This window comes from Chloroflexota bacterium (assembly GCA_016875535.1).
Taxonomy (GTDB): Bacteria; Chloroflexota; Dehalococcoidia; order SHYB01; family SHYB01; genus VGPF01.
This window is the reverse complement of sequence record VGPF01000016.1, coordinates 1-22,617: the sequence shown is the minus strand read 5'-3', so window position 1 is coordinate 22,617 and position 22,617 is coordinate 1. Positions and strand designations below refer to the sequence as shown.

Here is a 22,617-nt window from a genome sequence, read left to right as displayed (position 1 = left end):
GGATGTCTCAAGAGATGATGATGGAAGAGCGGTATCAAAAGGGCATCGGCGTTGTGCAGACGCTGTGGAAGGGGAGCAAGGGGATGCAGGCATCTCCCGGCGACCCGGCGAATGCCCATGACCTGACGCGCCTGGTGACAGAGCATTGCTTCTCCGATTCGTGGTCGCGGCCGGGGTTGCCGCTGAAGACGAAGAGCCTGCTGACCATCGCCATCCTGACGACGCTGGGGAACCCGGAGGAGCTGAAGGGGCACATCCGCGGCGCGCTGAATATCGGCATTACGAAGGAAGAGATCGTGGAGCTGTTGATCCACACGCTGGCCTACACGGGCGCGCCGAGGACGGTGACGGCCTTCCGCGTGGCGAAGGAAGTCTTTAACGACGTGAAGTAGCCGGGCCACCGGGAGCCGACGGCTGGGAGGAGCGCCATGAAGAGCGGGTTCAAAATCATAGATAGCGATATGCATATCTTTGAGCCGGCCGACCTGTGGCAGAGGTACATCGCGCCGGAGTTCAAGCATGCCGCGCCGGTGGGACTGGCCGAGTTCAGGCGAGATATGCGTGTGCGGGTGAAATCACGGGTGATGCTGCGATCGGGGCGGGTGCGCCCGCAGCCGAAGCCGGAGCGGCGCTACGGGTGGCGGAAGCACCAGGATGAGGCATATGCCTCATCAGAGGCGAGGCACTGGGACCCCACATCACAGAAAGAGGCGATGGACAAGGAGGGCCTGGACCTGGCGATCCTCTTCCCGACGAGGGGGCTCTTTGTGCTTGGCGTGGATACGCCGGAGCACGAGGGGATAGACGGCATCGAGCCGGACTTTGCGGCGGCGATCGCGAGGGCGTACAACGACTGGATGAGGGACTTTGTGCAGGAGTACCCGGAACGCTTCATCGGCGCGGGGCTTCTTGCGCCGCACAATGTGGAGGCCTCCGTGAAGGAGGCGCGGCGGTGCGTGAAGGAGCTGGGGTTCAAATCGCTCTTCCTTGCGCCGGGGACGGTGAACCGGCGGCCGTGGCACCACCCTGGCTACGACCCGCTGTGGGAGGAGATCCAACGGCTCAATGTGCCCATCAGTTTCCACGGCGGCGGGCAGACGTACCTGACGCCGGATTTCTCCCTGGGCATCTTCGATAAGCTGATGCTGTGGCACACCTTTTCCCAGCCGCTGGGCATCATGACGGTGGCGGTGAGCCTGTGCGGCGGGGGCGTGCTGGAACGCTTTCCGAAGCTGCGCGTGGGGTTGCTTGAGGGCAACTGCTCCTGGGCGACATGGCTGCTCTACCGCCTGGACGAGCACTATGAGTGGACGGGCGCCCATGAAGCGCCTGAGCTGAAGATGAAGCCCTCCGAATATTTCCTGCGGAACTGCTACATCTCCGTGGAGGCGGACGAGGCCCCGGCGAAGTATTACATCCAGCAGTTCGGCGACGATAATCTCGTCTTTTCCACGGACTACCCGCATGGCGATTCCAAGTACCCGAAGGCGGTGGAGAGCTTCCTGGGCCTGCCGTTTCCCGAAAAGTCCAAGCGCAAGATTTTGTGGGACAACTGCTGCAAGCTCTACGGCCTGCCGGTGCATGCGCCTGCCCCTGGAGCGAAGCGGGCGAAGGCGAAGAAGTAGCGTAAAGCCATGCGCGGAGAGGACAGGGTCATCTCCGCATGACGCTTGAAGTCTTCATCATCCTGCTGGTGCGCGTTGCCGGGGCGCTACCGGTGCTGCGGTGGCCTGTTGCCGGGGCGATCATCGCCATCGTTGTTGACCTCGGCGACCTGTACCTTCGCCAGGCGCTCGATCTTGGGGGCGTGCCGGACTACCAGGCCCTGGATAAGTACGCCGACCTGGCGTACTTGGGGACGTTCTTCATCATGGCCATGAGGTGGCCTTCCACGCCGAAGCGGGTCGCCGTTGGATTGCTGGCGATCCGGATGGTGGGGTTCATCGCCTATGAAGCGACGGGCGAGCGGGCGATCCTTCTCTTTTTCCCGAACGTCTTTGAGTTCTGGTTCCTCTTTGCGGCAATCATCCTAACGCGGAAGCCATCCTTCCGATTCACGGCCCGCAATGTTGCGCTTGCCCTTGCGCCGCTGGTCGCGCTGAAGGAGTTTCAGGAGTACGCGCTCCACTGGGGTAAGTGGCTGGACGAAGTGACGGCATTCGACGCGGCTCGCAACGTGTGGAAGTGGCTCACGGCGCCCTTCCGGTAGCTTTAGGACCGCTTTTTGGCCAGGCGTTTGCTTGGCACAGCGTATTTCGGCTTGCCGAGGAGGAGCAGGAAGGGTGCCGAGGCGATGATGAGCAGCCCGATGGCGACCATGGCGAAGGTGTAATCGCCCCGCCAGTCAAAGACGGCCCCGAGGATGAGGGGGCCGAAGATGGCGCCGATGATGAAGGGGACTTCGAAGATGCCCATGATGCTGGCGAAGGCCTTTGTGCCGAAATAGTCGGCGCCGATGATGCTGCGCAGGGGCGTGATGACGCCGTGGCCGATGCCCAAGAAGAGGATGGCCAGGGCGACGGCCCAGAGATGGCTCGGGAAGCCGAAGAGGAGGAAGCCGAGCCCTGCGGAGACGACGGCTGCGACGGCGAGGAGCTGCCCGGGCAGCCTATCGCCGAAGAGAGTGAAGGGGATGCGCCCGACGAGATATGAGGTGGCGAGGACGGAGACGACAGTGGCCGCTCCGCCTTCGCTCAAGCCTTCGTTCCGCAGATGCTGGACCTGGTGGACGATCGCGCCGTTGAGGGCCATGCCTTCTATGGAGAGGGCAATGGAGAGGATCCAAAAGGCGCGGCTGCGAAGGGCCTCCCGAACGGTCATGCCGACGGCCGCGGCCCCTGCACTCCCCTCCTCGTCCGAACCAGGGACGTCACCATCCGGGAGCAGGCCCTTTTGCTGGGGCGTGTTGTAGAGGAGGAGGCTGAGGGGGATGCCGATGGCGCCGGTAGAGATGCCGAAGGCGAGGATGGCATCGCGCCAGCCCCAGGCGGAGTAGACGGCGCCGACGATGGGGACAAAGAGGCCACCGATGGGCGGGCCGATCATCAGCAGGCCAAGAGCCCTGCTGCGGTTGCGCTTGAACCAGCGAACGACGAGGGTGGACATGGGGACGTTGAAGGCGAGGGACATGCCGAGGGCGACTACGAGGGCTGTGAGATAGAACTGCCAGAGGTTCTGAATGCGGCTCATGAGGATGAGGCCTGCGGATGTGACGGTGATGCCGGAGGTAATCATCTTCCGGGGACCGAGGCGGTCTACCAGCATCCCGGTGATGGGCGAGATGAAGGCGCCCTGGATGCGCTGGAAGGCGAAGGCGGCCGATGTGGCGGTGGCGGACCAGCCGAAGGTGTTGCGCATACCGACGAACGAAAAGGAATAGCCGTAGATGACGGCTGTGGAGAGGTACATGGTCAGGAAGGATGTGATGCCGACGATGTACCAGCCGTAGAAGGGCCTTTGCCAGAAGCGGACCTGCGATGTGGAGCGGTTCAGCAAGGTGGTTCAGCGCAGCGGGAGCTAGGCCTTAGCCCTGACCTCTATGCCTGCGAGGCGCTCCAGGGGTTGGACCAGGGCGGCCATGTCCTTTAGCCCCAAGCCTTGAAGCGAAGCCTCCGTGAAGGCCTGCCGCGCCTGGCCGCCCATGAGGATGCGGGTGCCGGATTCATCGGCCACCTCGGCGATGAGGCGCAGGTCCTTGAGGATGAGGTCAACCGGGGTGCCGGGCTCGAACTTGCGCTCCAGGGTCAGCGGGCCGTTGCGATTGAGCATGGCGCTGGCGGCGAAGGCGGTGCCCAGGACCTCTAGGGCGATCTTCGGATCGCCGCCGGCCTTGGTGACGAAGGCGAGGGCCTCAGCGGCGGCGGCGGTGTGGATGGCGACGAGGAGCTGGTTGGCCAGCTTGATGATCGCGCCGCTGGAGGGCGGACCGCAGAGCCGAATGGCCTTGCCCATGGCCTGGAATACGGGCATGGCGCGATCGAAATCGGCCTTCTCGCCGCCGACCATGATGGTGAGGGCAGCGTTGGTTGCGCCCAGAGGCCCGCCGCTGACGGGGGCATCCAGAAAGGCGACGCCCTTCTTTTTGGCGGCGGCGTGGATAGCGAGGCTGGTCTTTGGGCCGACGGTGCTGTGGTCTATAAGAAGCCGGCCTGGGCGCGCCGCTTCGATAAGGCCGTCCTTGCCGAAATAGACCTCTTCCACAGAGGCCACGTTTGGGAGGCAGGTCATGACGACCTCGGATCGAGCCGAAACCTCTTGCGGAGAGTGAGCGGCCTTGGCGCCGGACCTCTCGAGCTCGGCGACGGCAGCACGGCTGCGATTGTGGACGGTGAGGGGGAAGCCCGCTTTGAGGAGATTGTGGGACATGGGGCGGCCCATCTTCCCTAGGCCGATGAAGCCGAGTGCGAGCATGACGAGTCCTCCAGGGGGAAGTGCGCTCAGTATAGCGCAGCGCATTCGGCGAAGGGGGAGGGGCACTGGAATGCGCGGGAACAGGCTATAGTGGTAGGCGAAAGGATATGCCGTGCATAGACGTTGGTTCCTGTTAGGCGGCGGAATCTTCGTCGCGCTCATTGCGGCGGCGGTCATCGTGGGGCTGGCGATGGACCCGAAGGAGGCGAGCTACGACCCGGCTTCGCCGGAGGGGGCGGTACAGGGCTACCTGCGCGCCCTGCGGGATGAGGAGTTTGAGCGAGCGAAGCAGTATGTTGACCCTGCGGCGCTGGAGCGGTGTAGAGCAGGGGATGTCTGGAACCGCTATCAGGTGGAGGAGTTGGAGGAGTCCACCGTGACCCTTCGGAAGGCGACGATCTCCGGGGAGACGGCTCTGGTCACCGTTGAGATGAAGCGCGATAACGACGGTGTCTTTGATTCGGGCTATAGCTACAGGACGGACTTTCGCCTCACCCGGCGTGATGGGCGCTGGATCCTTGGCGGCTCATCGCCGAATACGCTGCCGTGGCCGTTCTTCCTCTGCCCCGAAACACCGCCGCGCCTTCCATCGCCATGAGCGCAGCGTTGTTCGATATTCGGCCTTCGCGGGGGACCTATGCCTGAATGGGCCTGGATCATCCTCTCAGTCGTCGCCTTTCTTGCCGTCGTCTCGGGGCTGATCATCCTCGGGATCGCGCTTATCGTCCGAGCGGCGCGGCGGTCCCGTGGCGAGGGCGATGGGCGCGGCCTACGCGGCTTCACGCCGTTCCGGCTCTATGCCTATGTGATTTCGTTCGGGGGGTTGATGGCTGGGGCGACGGGGCTTGTCTTTCTCCTCCAGCGATTCTTTGAGGCGATCGCGCCTTCCGACACTATCCTGGCCAAGACATCTGAGACGCGGGTGGCTGTTGGGCTGGCGATGCTGGCGATTGGCGGGCTTGTCTGGGCGGTCCATTGGGGCTTCATCCAACGCGCTCTGGCGACGCAGGGCGAGGCGGAGCGCGCATCGCCGGAGCGGCGCATCTATCTGCGTCTCACTGCCTTCGTTGCCACGGTGGTGCTGTTTATCGCCCTGGTCCGGCTCCTGCGCTGGGCCGCGACGGCAGACGAGTTCAGCGGCTATCCCTTCGCCGCGACGCTGGTGTGGGGCATCGTCTGGGGCGCGCATCAACGGCTCGCCGATAGGGAGATGGCGAAGGGCGCGCCGCAGGATGGCCTATGGCAGCTGGGGACGTATGTGACGGCGCTCTATGCCCTTGGCGTAGGCGTGGCCGGACTCTCCGGCATCCTGGCGGAGGTCTTCCATGAGGCTCGCGAATCACTGCTCTCGTCCTCATCGGTTATCGTGAACTCGCGGTTCGATAGCGAGTCGGTCCAATCAAGCATCGGGCTGTTGAGCGCGGGGGCGGCGGTGTGGGGCTACCACTGGCTGGTCCGCGCCAAGGAAGAGCGGGCGACGACGGGCCGAGCGGCGGCGAGCATCATCGCGGGCATCGGTTCCAGCATCACGCTCGTGGTCGCGGCGGGGATTCTCCTCTTCGGCTTTGCCTGGTGGTTCCTTGCGCCGCCGGGGGAGTTGATCGCCGGTTCGCACTATCGCTTCCTTTCGATGGTGCTTGCCGCCGGGATCCCAGCGGGCCTGGTGGCAGGCTACTTCCATCTGGACTTCTATGGCGGCCCTGGGAAGATCGGGAACCGGGCGGCGGATGCGCGCAACCTGATGCTGGCCGTGGTGAGCATCATGGGACTGGGGGCGCTGGCCACGGCTGTGGTCTTCTTTGTTGGGGCGATCTGCGGAGGGCTTTCGCAGCCGGCGCGCGGGCTGATTGTGAACGACGACTGGTGGCGGAGGAGCATCGCCATCGGCATTTCGACGGCGGTACTGGGCGCGCCTTTGTGGACCGGGGCCTGGACGAAGTGGCGGGGCCTGGGCGAACGCCTCAATCGGGATTTTCTGCGGGGCTATCTCTACATCGTCATCGGCATTTCCATGCTGGCGGTTATCGGCTCCGGGGCGCACGCGCTCTATAACCTGTTGCGGGATGCCACGGACGATACCTTCCGCGGAAGCTGGCTCCGGGAGGCTCGGTGGAGCCTTGGCGTGCTGATCATCGCCGGGGCGGGCGCGCTCTACCACTGGCGCGTGACCAAGGAGCCGGGGCTGGCCGTGAAGGCGGCGCCGGAGGCGAAGGAGGCCATCGCCGGGCCAGCGCAGGTGCGGCTGACGGCGCTGGGTGTGCCGGAGGAGACTGCGGCGATGGTGCAAGCCAGCCTTGGCGATGGGGCGCGGGTGGCGGAGCGAACGGCCACCGGGAGAGAGCTGGGGCGACTGCCGCTGACGGCCCTGAGCGCCCTGCCGGACGTTCTTAGGCTCTACGCGGGGAGGCGGCTGGTGCTTGTCATCGCCAAGGACGAAGTGCGGCTCTACGAAGCGTAGGCTTCACCCCCAGGCCTTCCGCGGCGGTTTCCCACGCCCCCTTGACATCCCTAGGGATGCTGTGAGAACATCCGTGCTATTCTTTGGCGAGGTGGAGCGCCAATGGGACGAGTCATCTTTCACATTGACCTGGATGCCTTTTTTGTCAGCGTGGAGCGGGTGCTGGACCCATCGTTGAAAGGGAAGCCGGTAGTCGTGGGCGGGGACCCGCGGGGCCGGGGGGTCGTCTCCTGCGCCTCATATGAGGCGCGGCCCTACGGCCTCCACGCCGGAATGCCGCTAGGCGAGGCGAAGCGCCTCTGCCCGCAGGCCATCTTTATCTCGGGGCGCTTCGAGCACTACGAGCGGGCTTCGGCCCATTTCATGCGCATCCTGGGCGAATACGCGCCGCACATGGAATCGGGCGGGCTGGATGAGGCCTACGCCGATATGACGGGGACGGAGCTGCTGAACGGCGAGCCGTTCGTCGTCGCAGAGCTGATACGGCGCCGGGTGCGGGAGGAGATCGGCATCACGGCATCGGTGGGCATCTCCAGCAACAAGGTCGTCTCCAAGGTCGCCTCAGATCACTGCAAGCCGGACGGCCTGCTGGAGATCGCGCCGGGGGATGAGCGGAAGTTCCTGGCGCCGCTGCCTGTGCGCAAGCTGTGGGGCGTGGGCGAAAAGGTCAGCGCGGCGCTGGAGGGCGAGCTGAACATCCGCACCATCGGCCAGCTGGCGGAGGCATCGCCGGCCGTGATCCATAGGCGCTTCGGCGCGTGGGGCGACCTGCTGCACCTGTGGGCAAATGGGATAGACGATAGCCCGGTGAGCCAGCGGGAGCGACAGAAATCGCATAGCCGGGAGACGACGTTCGCGAAGGACATCGAGGACGTGCAGCTGCTGCGGGCGACGATGCGCTACCTGGGCGAGCGCGTGGGGGCCACCATGCGGAGCGAGGGCCAGCGCGGCAGGCGCGTGGTCCTCAAGCTTCGCTACGCCAACTTCGATACCATCGTGCGGCACAGGACGCTGCGGAGCTGGACCAACGCGGACGCCGAGATCTTCGCCGCAGGGGAGGCGCTGCTCAAGAAGGCGCTGCAGGAGCGCGGCGGGCCGGTGCGGCTCATCGGTATCGGCGTGAGCGAATTGCAGGAGGCGACGGCGCAGATGCCGCTCTTTGAAGAGGCGATGCCGCGCAACGAGCGGCTGGCGAAGGCGCTGGACGCGGTGCGGGACAAGCACGGCTTCACTGTCATCGAGACGGGGCTGGCGCGGGAGCTGAAGGCCCTGTACAAGGAAGAGAAGGGCGACTATGCGCTGGCGCCGGGGCCCTTCTCTGTAAGCCACCGCGCTGGGCGGGCGAAGGCCGGGGAAGAGGCGAAGAAGAGTCGCGGGGGCTATGTGCTGGCGACGCCTGCGCTCTCAAGATAAAGAACCAGGAAGCGGGAAGAAAGAACGGAGGGTGAAGGGGTCGCGAGGTCGCGACATAATACGTCGGGGGACGCCTGGGGCGGGGGTGTGATGCGTGCGCTATAATGGATTTCCTGATTCGGAACAGGAGAGGCGCACCTTATGCCCCTTGCCACAATCGAAGAGGCGGTTCGGGACCTCCGCGCAGGCAAGTTCCTTATCCTGGTGGACGACGAAGACCGGGAGAACGAGGGCGACCTGGCTATCGCGGCCGAGATGGTGACACCGGAGGCCATCGCCTTCATGGCCAAGCACGCCCGGGGCCTGATCTGCATCCCCATGACGCGCCAGCGCCTGGATGATCTGCAGATCCCCATGATGGTGCACGACCAGGACAACTCGTCCCAGTTCGGCACGGCCTTCACCGTCTCCGTGGAGGCGCGCCGGGGGGTGACCACCGGCATCTCCGCCTACGACCGCTGCGCCACCATCAAGACGCTCGTTGACCCGGGCACCAAGCCCCATGACATCTCGCGTCCGGGCCATATGTTCCCCCTGCGCGCCCGGGACGGCGGCGTCCTTGTCCGCGCCGGGCAGACGGAAGGCATCGTTGACCTCTGCAAGCTCGCCGGGCTCATGCCCGCGGGCGTCATCTGCGAAATCATGGGCGACGACGGGCGCATGCACCGGATGCCGGAGCTGGAGAAGTTCTCCAGGGAACACGGCATCAAGGTCGTGAGCATCGCGCAGATCATCGAGTACCGGCGCAAGCACGAGAAGCTGATCGAGCGGGTGGCGGAGACGAACCTGCCCTCCAAGTACGGGAAGTTCAAGGCCTACGCCTACCGGAGTGTGGTGGACGGCGGCCAGCATGTGGCCCTGGCGCTGGGCGATGTGGCGGACGGCTCGCCCATCCTTGTGCGCGTCCACAGCGAATGCCTCACAGGAGACGTCTTCGGCAGCATGCGCTGCGATTGCGGCGATCAGCTGCAGATGGCCCTGCGGGCCATCCAGCAAGAGGGCAAGGGCATCCTGATCTATATCAAGCAAGAGGGCAGGGGCATCGGCCTGCACAATAAGCTGAAGGCCTACGCCCTGCAGGACGGCGGACTGGACACCGTGGACGCGAACCTGGCGCTGGGCTTTCCCGCCGACCTGCGGGATTACGGCATCGGCGCGCAGATCCTGGTGGACCTGGGCGTGAAGGATATGAAGCTGATGACGAACAACCCGCGCAAGATCGTGGGCCTTGAGGGCTACGGCCTGCGCGTGGTGGATCGCATGCCCATCGTGGCACCGCCGACGCCGGAGAACATCCGCTACCTTGAGGCGAAGCGCGATAAGCTGGGCCACATCATGCCGGGCGTCTCGCCGCTGGCTGAATGGAACGTCGAGAAGGAATGAGCCGCGAGGGACGCCCGCAAGGGGAGCGCGCCGCCGGGAAGGGCCCGGGCCGCGAGTTCACCGGGTCGCGGAGCGGCAAGGGCCGCCGCATCGGCATCATCGTCTCGCGCTTCAACGAAAACGTCACCTCGCGCCTGCTGGCCGGGGCCAAACAAGGGCTCCTTGACCACGGCGTGGCCGCCGACCATATAGACATCGCCTGGGTGCCGGGGGCCTTCGAGATTCCCTACGCCGCCATGCGCATGGCCGATACGGACAAGTACGACGGCCTTATCTGCCTAGGCGCGGTCATCAAAGGCGAGACGGACCACCACCACTACGTCTCCGATGGCGCCATCCGCGGGGTAGGGAGCGTCTCCGTGGACGACGACATTCCCATCGGGATGGGGATCCTGACGACGGAGAACCTGGACCAGGCGCTGGCGCGGTCAGGCCAAGGGAAAGAGAACAAGGGCTATGAGGCGGCGATGACGGTGCTGGAGATGGTGAGCCTGGCCGAGCAGTTCGACGAGGCAGGCGAGGACTAGCGCCTCTCCCCAGTCAACCAGAGTGTGGGGACGATGAAGAGCAGGCCGGGCGGGAAGAGGAACCAGCCGGTGGTCTTGGCGGTGAAGGCGCTCAGCATCAGCAGGAGAAAGGCTACCACGCCCGTCGCCCACTTTCCGGCCTGATTGCCGCGTGCGATCAGGAGGAGGCCCGCCAGGCCGATGAGGCCGAGGGCGCAGGTTGCGCCCAGGACGGCGATGGCCTCGCCGAACTTCCCTGCATCCATCGCGTTCGTGCTCTCCCTCGCGCCTGCGCCTTCGTAGATAGGCAGGAAGAGGAAGAGGGGGGCGAGGACCGCCCAGAGTGCAGCGAGGTATCCGGCGAGTTTGACGGGGCGCACCAAGGTTTAGTCGTCGTCGCCGTCGCGGTCGGGGGCTGCGGGAGCCTGGGTAGCCTGGGCCATGAGGCCCAGCGGGAGCGCGGCGCGCGCGTCCGACTTCTTCTGCTTTTTCGGCGGCAGGTCAATCACGGCCTGGCGCAGGGTCTCCAGCTTCTTGGCGTCCATGGGGGAGGCGAACTCGGCGATGAGGCCGCTGATGCCGGCATCGCGAAGGGCCGCGAGAGTGGCCGCCGGGAGGGCGAGGGTCACGGAGGCGAGGAGGGGTTTGCGCGTGGCGGAGGCGACGCGGTGGAAGGCGGAGAGGCCTTCTAGGGTGAGGGGCTTGAGCTGGTTGCGGGCGTCCATGGCGATGGCATCCACGGGGATGCCATCCAGGGCCTGAAGGAGATCAAGGTTGGGTGGCTGAGGGAGCCAGAGGACCTTGTCTACCTGGTCGCCGAGGTTGGCATCCTCGATAGTCGTGCCTTTGCCAAGGAGGGCGAAGTCCCAGGAAGAGGCGTCGGAGGCTTGGCCTTCGCTGATATCGCCACCGCAAGGGATGCCTTCGCCCGCGCCGAGGGATTGCGCCAGCGGCGTCTTGCTCTTGGCGGCCGCCTGCTTCATCACGACGATGGCATCGGCGCCGGCCTGGAGGGCGGCTTTGGCCGTCTCCTTATCGGCCCTATCCAGGGCCACGATGAGGGCGAGGGAGGGTTGCTTTTGGGTGGCGGCAGGGGCGAAGCCCATGCGGGGGGCCGAGGCCTTGCCGATGCGGCTGAGCTTGTCCAGGAGTTTGCCCATGGAGACTTCCTTTGTGAGGGGTCACTCCATGATGCTGTCCGGCCTGGAGAGGTGTCAAGGCAAAGAGGGAGATGATTCATCCACAGAACTTCACGGATGAGCACAGATTTGGATGGAGATGGTCAGTTGTCCGGAGCTGCAGACGGGACATGGGTAGAAGGTGAGGGGAAAAGGGACGCCCCAGGGAGCAGGCCCCAGGGCGTCGCGCAAAGCTATTCGATTTATCGCCGATCGGGCCTTGTTTATCCCGGACATACGGCCGGAGTGGGAATTGTCCCCTCGTGTGCAAGAGCCGCGACTCGGCTTCCGCTCCCGCCAGTCCCAGATCGCTTAGTCATTCTCGCTCGGGGCTGGCGGCGTGCTTAAGGGAAGTGCCAGAAACATAGAGTTGCTAACTTCACGCTCATCGCCGTTAGCCCTCCTTCCTCTAAGCTTGCCCCTATCAAATCACTGGGGTTGTCCCTGGTCAATAGTATTTCTGCATCATTTTGTTTTGGGAAATTTTTCGCAATGCGCCCTGACGGAATTCGCAGCGGTGCATAGGCACGTTGCTCGGCTCTATTCGACGCGATTCTTCTTGACTGCCAACCGGCGCGTCCTCAGACTGGATGCGACATACGAGGCATCTGACGGAGGGAGACGCATGGCAGAGAAACAAGAGCCCAGAACACAGGTCACGGTGGGCGGCATGTCGGTGGGCGAGCGCGAGCGGCTGTTGAAGCGTGTGGAGGGGCTGACGGAGTTCCCGCTGATGGTCCTCTCGATCGTGATGGTCCCATTGCTCATGGGGCCGTTCTTGTGGGATCTGACCAGGCAAGAAGAAGCGGTCTTTCTTGCGATGGACTACTTTATCTGGGCTGTCTTTGCCGTAGACCTGGTGGTCAAAGCGGCGATAGCTCCGGACAGGAAGCGGTTCTTCCGCACGCATTGGATAGATGTTGTTATCGTCGCGGTGCCCTTCTTCCGGCCATTGCGTCTCCTGCGCCTTCTCGTCTTCAGCTCCCGCGCCGTCACCGGCTATCGGCGCTTGGCGAACGTGGATTTTCTCCTCCTTTACGCCGTCATCATCATCGTGACGGCGGCCATGGTGGTGACGACGGTTGAAGTAGACTACCCCGGTTCCAATATCAAGGACTTCGATGATGCGCTCTGGTGGGCGATCACGACGGTGACGACGGTGGGCTACGGCGACCGCTTCCCGGTGACGGGCGCCGGCCGCGCCATGGGCTCATTCCTGATGATCGGCGGCATCGCCCTCTTCGGCGGCCTCACGGCGAACATCGCCTCCTTCTTTGTGCGGCACAGCTACAAGGAGGATGAGAAAGAGGCGGCCCAGCCGGACGCGGCGACGCTCCTGGCCGAGATCAAGAGCCTGCGGGAAGAGGTCACGAAGCTGCGCCGGGGCAGAGCGTGACGACTCGAATCGGTACAATAAGCCTATGAACCGCTCTGGCATGCTGAAACTCGTCGGCAATACTCCCCTCGTGGAACTGGCTGCCCTTGCGCCCAAGCGCGGCGTCCGCATCTTTGCGAAGCTGGAGGGGCAGAACCCCACAGGCAGCATCAAGGACCGCGTGGCCCTGGCGCTGGTGGAGGCGGCGGAGCGCCGAGGCGACCTGAAGCCCGGCGACACCATCGTGGAAGCGAGCAGCGGCAACACGGGGGTCGCGCTGGCCTTTGTGGCCAAGCAGCGGGGGTATAAGGCGCACATCGTGCTGCCCAGGGGCGTCGCGCCCAGCATCTATGACATCCTGCGGATGTATGACGTGGAGATGACGTGGTGCGAAGCGGACGGCGGGATGAAACGCGCGATAGATACGGCGCAGGAGCTTGCCTCCTCGCGGGGCTTCAAGCTGCTGGGGCAGTTCACGGAGCAGGCGAATGTGGATGTGCACTACTCCACCACAGGGCCGGAGATCGTGAAGGAGCTGCCGGAGGTGGATGTCTTCATCGCGGGCATCGGCACCAGCGGCACCATCATGGGCGTGGGCAAGCGCCTGCGGGAGACAAGGCCGAACGTCCGCATCATCGGCATCGAGCCGAAGCTGGGAGAGCGGCTCCAGGGACTGCGGAGCTTGGAGGAGGGCTTTCTCCCGCCGCTACTGGACCTGAAGGCGCTGGACGGGCGCTTCATCGTGGATAGCGCCTCCGCCTTCGAATGCGCCCGCCGCGTGGCGCGGGCGGAAGGCATCCTGGCGGGCGCCTCGGCAGGGGCGACGCTGCACGTGGCCTTTACGGTGGCTGAGCGGATAGAGAAAGGCAACATCGTGGTGATGTTTGCCGATGGCGGTTGGAAGTACCTGCCCTCAAGGCCGTGGGACGCCTCCGAGCGACGGGACGAGGAGCTGGACGAAGTCCACTGGTGGTAGGCGGCGCGCGGGCTACGCGATTGTGTGGCCGCCATCGGCGATGATGACCTGGCCCGTGATGAACGAGGCCTCATCCGATGCCAGAAAGAGCGCCGCGCTGGCGATCTCCTCCGGCCTGCCCAAGCGCCCAACAGGCAATCGCGCCTCCACGCCAGCGCGCATCGCCGGATCCTCCTGGTAGCGCTTGGTGCGCTGGGTGGCGGTGACGCCCAGGCAGAGGGCGTTGGAGCGCAGGCCCTGTTTGCCATAGACGTAAGCCTGCGAGCGCGTGAGCCCCGTGAGTCCCGCCTTTGCCGCGGCGTACCAGGCCGGGTTCGTGCCCATCTTGGTCCCGGCGATGGAGCAGATGTTCACGATGGCGCCGTTCTTGTTGGCGAGCAGGCGCTTCATGGCCGCCTGGCTCATGCGGAAGGCCGAGGAGAGCGTCTGGTCTATCCCAAGGTCCCATTGGTGGTGGACGGTGCCTTCGCTATAGGAAGAGGGCAGGCCTGCGTTGTTGACGAGGATATCGAGCCTGCCGAACCGCTTGACCGTCGCTTCCACCACCACCCGGCACGTTTCGACCCTGCCCACATCGGCCGCCACCGCCAGCGCCTGTCCGCCTTCGCGCTGGATCAGGGCCGCGGTCTCATCGGCCGCGGCGCCGATGATATCGGCGATGACAACCTTTGCCCCCTCCTTCGCGAAGCGGAGCGCCGTTGCCCGGCCCACGCCCGCCCCTCCGCCCGTGATGATGGCCACCTTCTCTCGCAAGCGCATAGCTTAGCGTTCCCTCCCGTTGGGCTGGCGCTGAGTATTGGGGCCGCGCCTGCGCGCGTCAAGGCGGCATCCCGGCCTTCTTCTGCTCTGCCATGCCCCCGGGTGGTAGGCTTGGTATAATGCGGCCGCTTTTCGCACCCTGCCATGAGAAAGCCTGGCGCGCCGCGCCTCAGGCCCGCCGCCATCGCGCAGGAGGCTGCTTGGGGAGAATCCACTGGGACTCTACGGCATCAGCGCTTCGCTATAATGGTGCCTCTTCCCCCGAGCCGCACTAGAGATAAGGAGTCTTCCATGTCGCCAGCCGCTGCCGCACGCAAGCCCATCGTTGTTGATGGAGACGGGCATCTGCTTGAGCCGAAGAACCTGTGGACGGAGAACGTCTCCCGGAAGTTCAAGGAGATCGCCCCGCGCGTCTATTGGGATGAGGGGAAGAAGGGCGAAGGCTACATCGCGGATGGCGGCGTCATCATCCCGGCGCCGCGAGCGGGCGATGTGGGCTGCGCGCGCTGGTCGCCGAATAGACGGCGGCTCATGGGCGTGGGCTCACGGTACGATGAGGGCCCCGCCGCAGGCTTCGACCCAGATGCTCGCGCCAGGGAGAACGACCGCGAGGGGATAGACATCGCCGTCATGTACCCCACGCTGGGGCTCTTCCTGGGATCCATTGAGAATGCGGAGCTGGCGGTGGAGTGCTGCCGCATCTATAACGATTGGCTGGCCGATTGGTGCGCCAAACAGCCCAAGCGCTTCGTCGGCATCGCGGCCCTGCCGATGCAGGACCCGAAGGCGGCGGCCAAGGAGGCGCGGCGCTGTGTGGAGAAGCTAGGCATGCGCGGCGGCTTTGTGCGGCCCAACCCGTATAAGGGGAACTGGCTGCACAACCCCGTCTTTGATGTGGTGTGGGCGGAGCTGCAGGATATGAACACGCCGCTCGGCATCCATCCATCGGCTGGAGGAGTCGGCATGGGCGCCATGACCTTCTACCGCACCGATTGGGGGCGCGTGCCCGGGTACAAGGTCTTCTCTTTCCTCTTTGATAACTACTTCGCCCTGACCTCGCTGGTGAACACGGGTGTGCTGGATCGCTTCCCCAAGCTCAAGGTGATCGTGCTGGAGTCCGGCGGCGGCTGGGTGCTGCACTGGCTGGACCAGATGGATCACTGGCTCTGCGAAGTGAACCCGCAGGACCGGGATAGGCTCTCAGCAGATCCGAGTAAGATCTTCAAGCGGCAAGTCTATATCTCCGTTGACCCGGACGAGAAGAGTGTCCCTGCCGTGATCAAAGTCCTTGGCGATAAAAAGCTGATCTGGGCGTCCGACTACCCCCACACTGACGTCACTGCGCCCTCCGTGGTGGCCGACGTGCGGGAACACATCAAGGGCATGCCCCGTGATACCCAAAGGCGGCTCCTCGGAAGGAACGCGCTTGACATATACAACATCCGGAATTGACAGGGTATAAATCACACGGTAAGGTGTTACCCCGTGGGTGTCCCTTGTGGCAGCGGGCGTCCACTGAAGCACCGGTGAGAGCCTTCGCTCTGCAAGGCGAAGGATGCATCCGAACTAGAATACATTGGAGGTATCGTCTATGGTCATGTCCCCAACGCCAAGCCTTCCCCGCATCATGGATAAGGCCCCTGATTTTGAGGCCGCCACCACGCATGGCCCCATCAGGTTCAGCGAATGGGCCAAGGACAGCTGGGTGGTCTTCTTCTCCCACCCCGCCGACTTCACCCCCGTCTGCACCACTGAGTTCATGTCCTTCAGCGATCTCTGGCCCGAGTTCCAGAAGCGCGGCGTGAAGCTCATCGGCCTGAGCGTGGACGGCATCCAGTCCCACATCGCCTGGACGCGCAACATCGCCGAAAAGCAGGGCAAGAAAGTTCCCTTCCCGGTGATCGCCGACTTGAACAAGGACGTCGCCTCAAAGTACGGCATGGTGCACCAGACCGCGAGCTCCACGGTAACCGTCCGCGCTGTCTTCGTCGTTGACCCCAAGATGACGATCCGCGCCCTCATCTACTACCCGCTGAGCCTTGGCCGCAACATGCAGGAGATCCTCCGCGTGGTGGACGCCCTGCAGACGGCCGATAAGCACAGCATCGCCACTCCCGCCAACTGGAAGCCCGGCGAAAAGGTCATCATCCCGGCGCCTGCCACGGACCAGCTGGCCGATGAGCGCGTGAAGGACAAGAGCCTGGAAGTCATTGACTGGTATCTCTCCAAGAAGCAGATCTAGTCGTCTCGCCTGCGAAGCCTCCATGAAAGGCCCCCCGAGGAATCGGAGGGCCTTTTTGTTTGATGCGGCTTGTCCGGTGCAACAAGCCCATCGTCTCCGTGGAGTACGAGCTGCGGGAGCGCGGGCCCCTGCTTGCGAAGGCGTTGGTGCAGTTCGAGCGGGAGCGAGTGCACACAGTACGCAGCTAGCAGCCGGTTCCTGCTATCCTGGTAGGGTTGTTTTCATCCCCTCACCAAAGGTCGTCTTCCCATGGAAATCGGCATCATCGGGCTGGCGAAGAGCGGTAAGACCACCGTCTTCAATGCCCTCACTCGCGGCAGCGCCCAGGTCTCGGCGGCGGCGCAAGGCACCAAGGCGAACATCGGCGTGGCAAAGGTGCCGGATGCGCGCCTGGACCGCCTGACGGAGATATACAAGCCCAAGAAGAAGGTCCCCGCCGAAGTGACCTATGTGGACATCCCTGGCGCACCCGAGGGCCTGGGCAAGGAGTCGGGCATCGGCGGCGAGTTCCTGAACCGCCTCCAGCGCGTGGACGCCCTGCTGCACGTGCTGCGCGCCTTTGAAGACCCAGCGGTGCCGCACGTCCAGGGCAGCGTTGACCCCTATCGCGATATCGCCACGCTGGACATGGAGCTCTCCTTCTCCGACCTGGCGATCCTTGAAAAGCGCATGAAGCGCCTTCAGGAGCAGGCGAAGAGCAACAAGCCCCAGGAGCGCGAGGCGGCGGCGAAGGAGAAGGTGGTCATTGAGCGGGTGAAGGCGGAGCTGGAAAAGGGCGTGCTGGTGCGGGCGCAGACCCTCACGGCGGACGAGGCGCGGGTGATGGAGAACTACCAGTTCCTGACCGCTAAGCCGCTGCTCATCGCGCTGAACATCGCGGAAGGACAGCTGGCCGATTCGGCGAAACTGGAGCAGGAGCTTGCCGCTAAGGTGACGACGCCGAAGACGAAGGGCGTGGTGATCTGCGGCAAGCTGGAGGCGGAGCTTGGACAGATGACGCCGGAGGAGGAGAAGAGCTTCCGCGAATCGCTGGGCGCAGGGGAGTCGGGCCTAGTGCGTATGATCCGCCTCTCCTATGAGGTCTTGGGCCTCATCTCCTTCTTCACCGTGGGTGAGGACGAATGCCGCGCCTGGACGGTCCAGCGCGGGGCGAACGCCCAAAAGGGGGCCGGGAAGATTCATTCGGACATCGAGCGGGGCTTCATCCGCGCCGAGGTGGTCTCCTACGACGATTTCATTAAGGCCGGGAGCATGGCCGAAGCAAAGAAGCGAGGCGTCTTTCGCCTTGAGGGGAAGACGTATGAGGTGAAGGACGGCGATATCACGAACTATCTCTTCAGCGTGTAGCGGCGCTAGGCGATACAGGAAACAAAAGGGCCTCCCCGAACCGGGGAGGCCCTTTTCGTTACCGGACAGGGTCGCCGTTAGGCGATATCGAAGACGACCTGGACGCGCACCGTGATGTCCAGCTCACCCGGGCTGATGGAGGTAGGCGTTGAGATGTCCGCCCCCGCGGCTCTGGGCGCCGCCGCGATGAACTTCTCCTGGATCACAGGCGAGCCGCCTGAGATTGTGACGTAGGTGGGGTCGCCGACCTTCACGCCTAGGGCTTGCGCGGCCTGCTGGGCCTTGGCCTTGGCGTCCTTGAAGGCAAGGTCGCGGGCCGCGGTCTCCTGAGGCTTGGGGTCCTCCAGGGAGAAGCCGATGCCGTTGAAGCGGATGTTGTTGCCGCCGGCCTTCACCGCATCGTCAATCGCCTTGCCGACGGTATCGAGCTTGCGCAGCTTGGCGGTGATGGAGTTGCTGACGATGTAGCCGGTGATACGAGGCTCCGTGGGCCGGTTGCGATCGCCGGGGAACGGCGTTACTTCCACGTAGACGATGATGGGCTGGATGTTGAAGCCGCGCGTCTGGATGTCCTTATCGGCCACGCCGTTGTCCTTGAGGGACTTCATGACGCCGTCCATGGCCTTTGCCGCCTGTTCGCGGGCATCGGCCACGGCCACGGCGCGCGCCTCCACGCCCAGGTTGAGTGTGGCGATATCAGGCGTCACCCGCACAGAGCCGGAGCCGTCCACCCAGATGCCCGTCTGCTGTTGGGACTGGATGTTGATGGAGCCGGTCTTAGCCAGATCCGTGACGCTGTTGCCGCCGTTGCCCGTAGGCGATTTGTCCGAGCCGCCATCCGAGCAGGCGGTGATGACCAGGGCGGTGACTATCGCCACTGCTGCCAAGGGCATCCATCGTTTGACTGTCTGTTCGTACATGATTTCCTCCTAAAGATGATTCCGTTTTGGTCTATTCAAGGATGCTGGTGATGCGCGCTGTCCTTAAAGGGCCTTCTTCCGCCGCGCGATGACGAAGGTCGCTACCGCGACGATGGTGAGGGCACCTGCGGCAAGCTGAATGGCGAGCCACGGGAAGTCGTCCCCGTCACTCTTATAGGCGTCCCTGGCGATAGCCTGCGCATCCTCTTGCGTTCCCTTCAGCGCTGCCGCGCTCGTTGCCGTAGGCGCCGGCGTGGCTGTGGGCGCTGGGGCGTCCAGTGATGCGATACCGGCTGGGCCTGCGGGCCCTGCGGCGCCTGCAGGTGCAATTGCCGTCCGCGTTGGAGCGGGCGTGCCAAACGGCGCAGGTGTGGGCGCTGGGGCGAAGCTCCCCGCCGGCGGAGGCGCGCTTGCCGTGGGGGCAAAGGCGATCCTGGGGGGTGCCGTCGCCGCCGGAGGGCTCGCCGATTCCGATGTTTGCGGCGCCCCAGCCGCGAACTGCTGGCCGTCCTCCGAGGTGGGCGTGCCGCCGCCTTCGAAGAGGCCGATGGAGCCGCCGACGAGGGAGAAGGTGAGGAAGAGGACGGCCGCTCCCGCCGCCACGGGCACCGCCCACTGGAGCCTGCCCATCGTGGAGGGAGTCTTGGGCCGCTCTTGGACCATGGAGGGCTGGATGGCGAAGGAGCGCCGCGGCTTCAGCACCGGCGTCTCTTTGAGCATCGCGGTGGTGGCGCGCAAAGTCTGCAGCTCTTTGCGAGCCTCCGGCGATTTCTCTAGGAGACGCTCGACCTCCGCTCGCTCGCTCTCGCTCACTCTGCCGTCCAGATAGGCCGAAAGCAGCTCTTGGCGTCGCTCATCTGCACGTTTGCGGAACAGGGGCATCATTGCATCCTTCTACACTTCAAGACGGAACTTGGCTGGCAAAAGTTCCGGTCGGCTGGAAAAGTAGTCGCGAACCTTGGCACGGGCGCGGCTCAGCCTCGATTTGACGGTGCCTAGGGAGGAAGAGGTGGCCTCCGCTACCTCCTCATAGGAGAAGCCCTGGATATTGGCCATGACAAGGACTAGGCGCTGGTCTTCAGGCAGGGAAGAGACGGCTTTGGAGATTTCCCTGGATAGCTCACTAGTCAACGCCGCCTCTTCAGGAGACTCCCCTGGAGAGGCCGGTTGCCAGGAGGGGTCGTCGTCCAAGCGCTCTTGGAGGGAGGTCTCGGCGGCGCGCTTCTTGGAGCGGAGCTGGTCGTAGCAGGCGTTGGTAACGATGCGGAAGAGCCAGCCTTTGAAGCTTCCCCCGCGATATGAGCGTATGTGCTTATAGGCGGAGATGAAGGCCTCCTGGGAGGCATCCTCCGCGGCGGCTTGGGAGCCGAGCATCCGGTAGGCGAGGTTATAGACCTGGGTCTGGTAGAGCTCCACGATGCGGTTGAAGGCGTCCAGATCGCCGCCTCGGCTGCGCTCGATGAGCTGCTGTTCATCCATAAGTAGGCAAAGGGGGAATGATCAGGGCCACATTCTAGCATGGGCCTCCGGAAGATCTGGAGGAAAATCCCAGTCCGGCGTCTTCTCTTGGCAATACGTCCGCCCCCTCACCTATAATTGAAGCATTCATGAACGAATCTCCCCAACAGCCTGGCGCCGCGCCTGAGCCTTCGCCCATGAGCGGCGCTCCGGCAGTCCAAGAGCCGCCTCCAGCGCAGGCCGCGCCCCCGCCCGAGATGGTGGTGGCGCCGGATGCCTGGAGATCCGCCTTCGGCTACCTGCAAACGCTCGCGCTGGCCGCGCTGGTATTTCTTCTTGTCAGCACCTCCTTTCAGAACTTCGAGGTGGAGGGGACAAGCATGACGCCGAACATCCACAACGGCGACATGATTATCGTGAATAAGGCTGCTTATCGCGCTGTGCATCTGCCGGGATGGGTCTCCAATATCCCCTTCCTAGACCGCAACGGCGATGGCTATTTTGAGCCCTTCGGCGAGCCTAAGCGCGGCGACGTGGTGGTCTTTCACCTGCCATCCCAGACCCAGCGCAACCTGATCAAGCGGGTGATCGGCCTGCCGGGAGACACCATCGAGATCCGACGGGGCATCGTCTACCGCAACGGCGAGCGCCTGAACGAGGACTACTTAGACCCGGGCCTGGTGGGTGAACGCTCCATGCCGCTCACGGTGGTGCCGGAGAACGAATTCTTCGTGATGGGTGATGAGCGCTCCCGCAGCTTCGATTCGCGCGATTGGGGAACGCTTCCGCGGAAGCACATCATCGGCAAGGCCTGGTTCTCCTACTGGCCCTCCGATCAGTTCGGGCGCGTCAAGCAGTATCGCGCCGAGTCTTTGGATAACTAGCTCCCCTCTTTCTTATCGGGCGCCGATGCTTTGCCATCCCACTTTTCTATACCGCGCTTTGCGATGGGCGCCCAGATGAGCGATACGATAACCAAGGCGATCGAAAGCGCCGCCACCATCAGAAAGGTTGCCGTCGGCCAATTCATCCCATCCCTCCTCGTCAAAACGTTCAGGCTTGAGGATAGGAAGCATCTATCAAACCGATATGAAGTGAGGCGACCTAGGCGTGAAAGAGGCATGAAACAGCGAATCGAGTAGCGGAGTGACTGGAAAGGCTTTAGACTACTGGTAGCTCCATGGGCCCGTAGCTCAGCGGCAGAGCACTTGACTTTTAATCAAGGTGTCGGGGGTTCGACTCCCCCCGGGCTCACTCCCTCTCAACAGTATAAAAGGGCCCTTCTTAACAAACGAGAGGGCCTGTTGTTTTGGCGGCTTGCTATTCTTTTGCTATTCTGGCGCGTTCGCTCAGGCGGTTTGCATAGGCGTTTGCCGCGTCCTCTTGCATGTCCGCTTCGATGTGTCCGTAGACCTGCATCGTAAAAGCCGCCGACGCGTGACCAAGGCGCGACTGGATTACCTTCATATGCGCGCCTGAGCGGATGAGACCGGCGGCATGGCCGTGCCGCAGATCGTGAAGCCTCATATGGGGAACGCCGGCGACGGCGGCCATTTTCTTGAAGGCCCTTGTGAGATACGGTGGGTCCATCAGTCGTCCTCGCGGGCCTGGAAAGACCAGGCCGTTGTCCTCGAAGGCTCCATCTAACTCGACCGCTCGCAATAGCTGACGACCTCGGTGGTCGCGCAGCATTTGGACGGTATCGGGGTCGATGGCGACAGCGCGACGTCCGGCTTGGGATTTGGGCGACTCGACGACAATGCCTTGGCCGCGAAAACGCTGGGCTGTGCCCGTAACTGCTAAAACGCCACGGTCGAGGTCAACATTTTCCCACCGAAGAGCAATCGCCTCACCGCGACGTAGGCCCGTCATTGTGATAAACCGAACCATAGGGCCAAATGGTGTCAAAGCGGCGGCCTTGAGGACTTTAAGGACGTCGTCATCACTGGGGCACTGGACAGTGTATTGGCCTGGCGAGGGTGACTGAACCATGTCTGTGAACCGCCCCTGATTTCTTGGACAGTGATGTGATTGTATTCATGCGGCAACCACAGGGCAAGCGAGCAACTGACGGCGTGCTTGCTCTGGCGTCGCGTAGCGATGGCGCTCGATGAGCCACTCCCGGTTGTACCGCTCCTTGAAGGCAAGGAGCGCGAGGCGCAGCTCCTCCACGGTCTCAAAGGTTCGCACCC

Annotated in this window: 23 protein-coding genes and 1 tRNA gene; 15 read left to right on the top strand and 9 right to left on the bottom strand. The window is 63.9% G+C overall.

The features are described from left to right. The first annotated feature begins 20 nt into the window (after positions 1–20). From FJ039_06275 to FJ039_06265, 3 genes are read left to right on the top strand one after another with little or no spacing between them, the layout of a single operon-like run. Positions 21–392, top strand: a complete 372-nt coding sequence (locus FJ039_06275; GenBank protein ID MBM4405772.1) for a 4-carboxymuconolactone decarboxylase — start codon at positions 21–23, stop codon at positions 390–392. A gap of 36 nt (positions 393–428) precedes the next feature. Beyond that, positions 429–1,625: an amidohydrolase gene (locus tag FJ039_06270; protein ID MBM4405771.1), complete on the top strand. Its 1,197-nt coding sequence runs from the start codon at positions 429–431 to the stop codon at positions 1,623–1,625. A 38-nt stretch (positions 1,626–1,663) separates the two neighbouring features. Then, complete coding sequence (locus FJ039_06265; GenBank protein ID MBM4405770.1) at positions 1,664–2,209, top strand: hypothetical protein; 546 nt, start codon at positions 1,664–1,666, stop codon at positions 2,207–2,209. Positions 2,210–2,211: 2 nt separating this feature from the next. On the opposite strand, the gene FJ039_06260 is transcribed toward FJ039_06265, so the two are convergent. Both FJ039_06260 and FJ039_06255 read right to left on the bottom strand, forming a co-directional pair. After that, complete coding sequence (locus FJ039_06260; protein ID MBM4405769.1) at positions 2,212–3,495, bottom strand: MFS transporter; 1,284 nt, start codon at positions 3,493–3,495, stop codon at positions 2,212–2,214. Positions 3,496–3,516: 21 nt separating this feature from the next. Beyond that, positions 3,517–4,587: an NAD(P)-dependent oxidoreductase gene (locus tag FJ039_06255; GenBank protein MBM4405768.1), complete on the bottom strand. Its 1,071-nt coding sequence runs from the start codon at positions 4,585–4,587 to the stop codon at positions 3,517–3,519. On the opposite strand from FJ039_06255, the gene FJ039_06250 reads away from it, so the two are divergent. From FJ039_06250 to FJ039_06230, 5 genes are all read left to right on the top strand, one after another. Then, a complete protein-coding gene (locus tag FJ039_06250; GenBank protein MBM4405767.1) occupies positions 4,523–5,008 on the top strand; it encodes a hypothetical protein in 486 nt (161 codons plus the stop codon). The genes FJ039_06255 and FJ039_06250 overlap by 65 nt on opposite strands. Positions 5,009–5,047: 39 nt before the next feature. Next, positions 5,048–6,868, top strand: a complete 1,821-nt coding sequence (locus tag FJ039_06245; protein MBM4405766.1) for a hypothetical protein — start codon at positions 5,048–5,050, stop codon at positions 6,866–6,868. Between the two features lie 102 nt (positions 6,869–6,970). Then, the gene (gene dinB / locus FJ039_06240) at positions 6,971–8,281 is read left to right on the top strand and encodes a DNA polymerase IV (GenBank protein ID MBM4405765.1); all 1,311 of its coding nucleotides are present in this window, start codon (positions 6,971–6,973) and stop codon (positions 8,279–8,281) included. A 141-nt stretch (positions 8,282–8,422) separates the two neighbouring features. Next, on the top strand, positions 8,423–9,664 hold the full coding sequence (locus tag FJ039_06235) for a bifunctional 3,4-dihydroxy-2-butanone-4-phosphate synthase/GTP cyclohydrolase II (protein ID MBM4405764.1): 1,242 nt from the start codon (positions 8,423–8,425) through the stop codon (positions 9,662–9,664). Further along, entirely contained in the window at positions 9,661–10,191 is a 531-nt protein-coding gene (locus FJ039_06230; GenBank protein ID MBM4405763.1) for a 6,7-dimethyl-8-ribityllumazine synthase, read from the top strand. The genes FJ039_06235 and FJ039_06230 overlap by 4 nt, the downstream gene beginning before the upstream one ends. Here the strand turns inward: FJ039_06230 and FJ039_06225 are convergent. Continuing rightward, complete coding sequence (locus FJ039_06225; GenBank protein MBM4405762.1) at positions 10,188–10,550, bottom strand: hypothetical protein; 363 nt, start codon at positions 10,548–10,550, stop codon at positions 10,188–10,190. The two genes, FJ039_06230 and FJ039_06225, sit on opposite strands and share 4 nt — an antisense overlap. 6 nt (positions 10,551–10,556) lie before the next feature. Further along, positions 10,557–11,330: a hypothetical protein gene (locus FJ039_06220; protein ID MBM4405761.1), complete on the bottom strand. Its 774-nt coding sequence runs from the start codon at positions 11,328–11,330 to the stop codon at positions 10,557–10,559. A 643-nt stretch (positions 11,331–11,973) separates the two neighbouring features. On the opposite strand from FJ039_06220, the gene FJ039_06215 reads away from it, so the two are divergent. Then, on the top strand, positions 11,974–12,744 hold the full coding sequence (locus FJ039_06215; protein MBM4405760.1) for a potassium channel family protein: 771 nt from the start codon (positions 11,974–11,976) through the stop codon (positions 12,742–12,744). After that, positions 12,647–13,699 carry a cysteine synthase family protein gene (locus FJ039_06210; protein MBM4405759.1) on the top strand — a complete coding sequence of 351 codons (1,053 nt, stop codon included), beginning with the start codon at positions 12,647–12,649 and terminating at the stop codon, positions 13,697–13,699. The genes FJ039_06215 and FJ039_06210 overlap by 98 nt, the downstream gene beginning before the upstream one ends. 12 nt (positions 13,700–13,711) lie before the next feature. Here FJ039_06210 and FJ039_06205 read toward each other — a convergent pair whose 3' ends face one another. Then, positions 13,712–14,458, bottom strand: a complete 747-nt coding sequence (locus tag FJ039_06205; GenBank protein ID MBM4405758.1) for a glucose 1-dehydrogenase — start codon at positions 14,456–14,458, stop codon at positions 13,712–13,714. A gap of 144 nt (positions 14,459–14,602) precedes the next feature. On the opposite strand from FJ039_06205, the gene FJ039_06200 reads away from it, so the two are divergent. The 3 genes from FJ039_06200 (at position 14,603) to ychF (ending at position 18,047) form a co-directional block, all read left to right on the top strand. Beyond that, positions 14,603–15,910: an amidohydrolase gene (locus tag FJ039_06200; protein ID MBM4405757.1), complete on the top strand. Its 1,308-nt coding sequence runs from the start codon at positions 14,603–14,605 to the stop codon at positions 15,908–15,910. Between the two features lie 145 nt (positions 15,911–16,055). Then, positions 16,056–16,700 (top strand): peroxiredoxin, encoded by a 645-nt coding sequence (locus tag FJ039_06195; protein ID MBM4405756.1) that lies wholly within the window; start codon positions 16,056–16,058, stop codon positions 16,698–16,700. A 249-nt stretch (positions 16,701–16,949) separates the two neighbouring features. Beyond that, on the top strand, positions 16,950–18,047 hold the full coding sequence (gene ychF / locus FJ039_06190; GenBank protein ID MBM4405755.1) for a redox-regulated ATPase YchF: 1,098 nt from the start codon (positions 16,950–16,952) through the stop codon (positions 18,045–18,047). A gap of 77 nt (positions 18,048–18,124) precedes the next feature. Here ychF and FJ039_06185 read toward each other — a convergent pair whose 3' ends face one another. The 3 genes from FJ039_06185 to FJ039_06175 form a co-directional block, all read right to left on the bottom strand. Beyond that, entirely contained in the window at positions 18,125–18,967 is an 843-nt protein-coding gene (locus FJ039_06185) for a DUF541 domain-containing protein (protein ID MBM4405754.1), read from the bottom strand. Between the two features lie 63 nt (positions 18,968–19,030). Next, complete coding sequence (locus FJ039_06180) at positions 19,031–19,852, bottom strand: zf-HC2 domain-containing protein (protein MBM4405753.1); 822 nt, start codon at positions 19,850–19,852, stop codon at positions 19,031–19,033. A 9-nt stretch (positions 19,853–19,861) separates the two neighbouring features. Beyond that, on the bottom strand, positions 19,862–20,446 hold the full coding sequence (locus FJ039_06175) for a sigma-70 family RNA polymerase sigma factor (protein ID MBM4405752.1): 585 nt from the start codon (positions 20,444–20,446) through the stop codon (positions 19,862–19,864). A 128-nt stretch (positions 20,447–20,574) separates the two neighbouring features. Between FJ039_06175 and lepB the strand changes: the two genes are divergently transcribed. Further along, positions 20,575–21,309 carry a signal peptidase I gene (gene lepB / locus FJ039_06170; GenBank protein MBM4405751.1) on the top strand — a complete coding sequence of 245 codons (735 nt, stop codon included), beginning with the start codon at positions 20,575–20,577 and terminating at the stop codon, positions 21,307–21,309. 298 nt (positions 21,310–21,607) lie between these two features. Beyond that, positions 21,608–21,679: transfer RNA gene (locus tag FJ039_06165), tRNA-Lys, on the top strand. 66 nt (positions 21,680–21,745) lie between these two features. Here FJ039_06165 and FJ039_06160 read toward each other — a convergent pair. Continuing rightward, on the bottom strand, positions 21,746–22,417 hold the full coding sequence (locus FJ039_06160; GenBank protein ID MBM4405750.1) for a site-specific integrase: 672 nt from the start codon (positions 22,415–22,417) through the stop codon (positions 21,746–21,748). Between the last annotated feature and the right edge of the window lie 200 nt (positions 22,418–22,617).

What these genes read in the sequence shown, in the direction of transcription:
- FJ039_06275 (MBM4405772.1), top strand. Translation starts at nt 21, where the DNA reads ATGGAAGAGCGGTATCAAAAGGGCATCGGCGTTGTGCAGACGCTGTGG.
- FJ039_06270 (MBM4405771.1), top strand. Translation starts at nt 429, where the DNA reads ATGAAGAGCGGGTTCAAAATCATAGATAGCGATATGCATATCTTTGAG.
- FJ039_06265 (MBM4405770.1), top strand. Translation starts at nt 1,664, where the DNA reads ATGACGCTTGAAGTCTTCATCATCCTGCTGGTGCGCGTTGCCGGGGCG.
- FJ039_06255 (MBM4405768.1), bottom strand. Translation starts at nt 4,587, where the DNA reads ATGACCGCCGCCGCAATGAGCGCGACGAAGATTCCGCCGCCTAACAGG.
- FJ039_06245 (MBM4405766.1), top strand. Translation starts at nt 5,048, where the DNA reads ATGCCTGAATGGGCCTGGATCATCCTCTCAGTCGTCGCCTTTCTTGCC.
- dinB (MBM4405765.1), top strand. Translation starts at nt 6,971, where the DNA reads ATGGGACGAGTCATCTTTCACATTGACCTGGATGCCTTTTTTGTCAGC.
- FJ039_06235 (MBM4405764.1), top strand. Translation starts at nt 8,423, where the DNA reads ATGCCCCTTGCCACAATCGAAGAGGCGGTTCGGGACCTCCGCGCAGGC.
- FJ039_06230 (MBM4405763.1), top strand. Translation starts at nt 9,661, where the DNA reads ATGAGCCGCGAGGGACGCCCGCAAGGGGAGCGCGCCGCCGGGAAGGGC.
- FJ039_06220 (MBM4405761.1), bottom strand. Translation starts at nt 11,330, where the DNA reads ATGGGCAAACTCCTGGACAAGCTCAGCCGCATCGGCAAGGCCTCGGCC.
- FJ039_06215 (MBM4405760.1), top strand. Translation starts at nt 11,974, where the DNA reads ATGGCAGAGAAACAAGAGCCCAGAACACAGGTCACGGTGGGCGGCATG.
- FJ039_06210 (MBM4405759.1), top strand. Translation starts at nt 12,647, where the DNA reads ATGAGAAAGAGGCGGCCCAGCCGGACGCGGCGACGCTCCTGGCCGAGA.
- FJ039_06205 (MBM4405758.1), bottom strand. Translation starts at nt 14,458, where the DNA reads ATGCGCTTGCGAGAGAAGGTGGCCATCATCACGGGCGGAGGGGCGGGC.
- FJ039_06200 (MBM4405757.1), top strand. Translation starts at nt 14,603, where the DNA reads ATGAGAAAGCCTGGCGCGCCGCGCCTCAGGCCCGCCGCCATCGCGCAG.
- FJ039_06195 (MBM4405756.1), top strand. Translation starts at nt 16,056, where the DNA reads ATGTCCCCAACGCCAAGCCTTCCCCGCATCATGGATAAGGCCCCTGAT.
- ychF (MBM4405755.1), top strand. Translation starts at nt 16,950, where the DNA reads ATGGAAATCGGCATCATCGGGCTGGCGAAGAGCGGTAAGACCACCGTC.
- FJ039_06185 (MBM4405754.1), bottom strand. Translation starts at nt 18,967, where the DNA reads ATGTACGAACAGACAGTCAAACGATGGATGCCCTTGGCAGCAGTGGCG.
- FJ039_06180 (MBM4405753.1), bottom strand. Translation starts at nt 19,852, where the DNA reads ATGATGCCCCTGTTCCGCAAACGTGCAGATGAGCGACGCCAAGAGCTG.
- FJ039_06175 (MBM4405752.1), bottom strand. Translation starts at nt 20,446, where the DNA reads ATGGATGAACAGCAGCTCATCGAGCGCAGCCGAGGCGGCGATCTGGAC.
- lepB (MBM4405751.1), top strand. Translation starts at nt 20,575, where the DNA reads ATGAACGAATCTCCCCAACAGCCTGGCGCCGCGCCTGAGCCTTCGCCC.
- FJ039_06160 (MBM4405750.1), bottom strand. Translation starts at nt 22,417, where the DNA reads ATGGTTCAGTCACCCTCGCCAGGCCAATACACTGTCCAGTGCCCCAGT.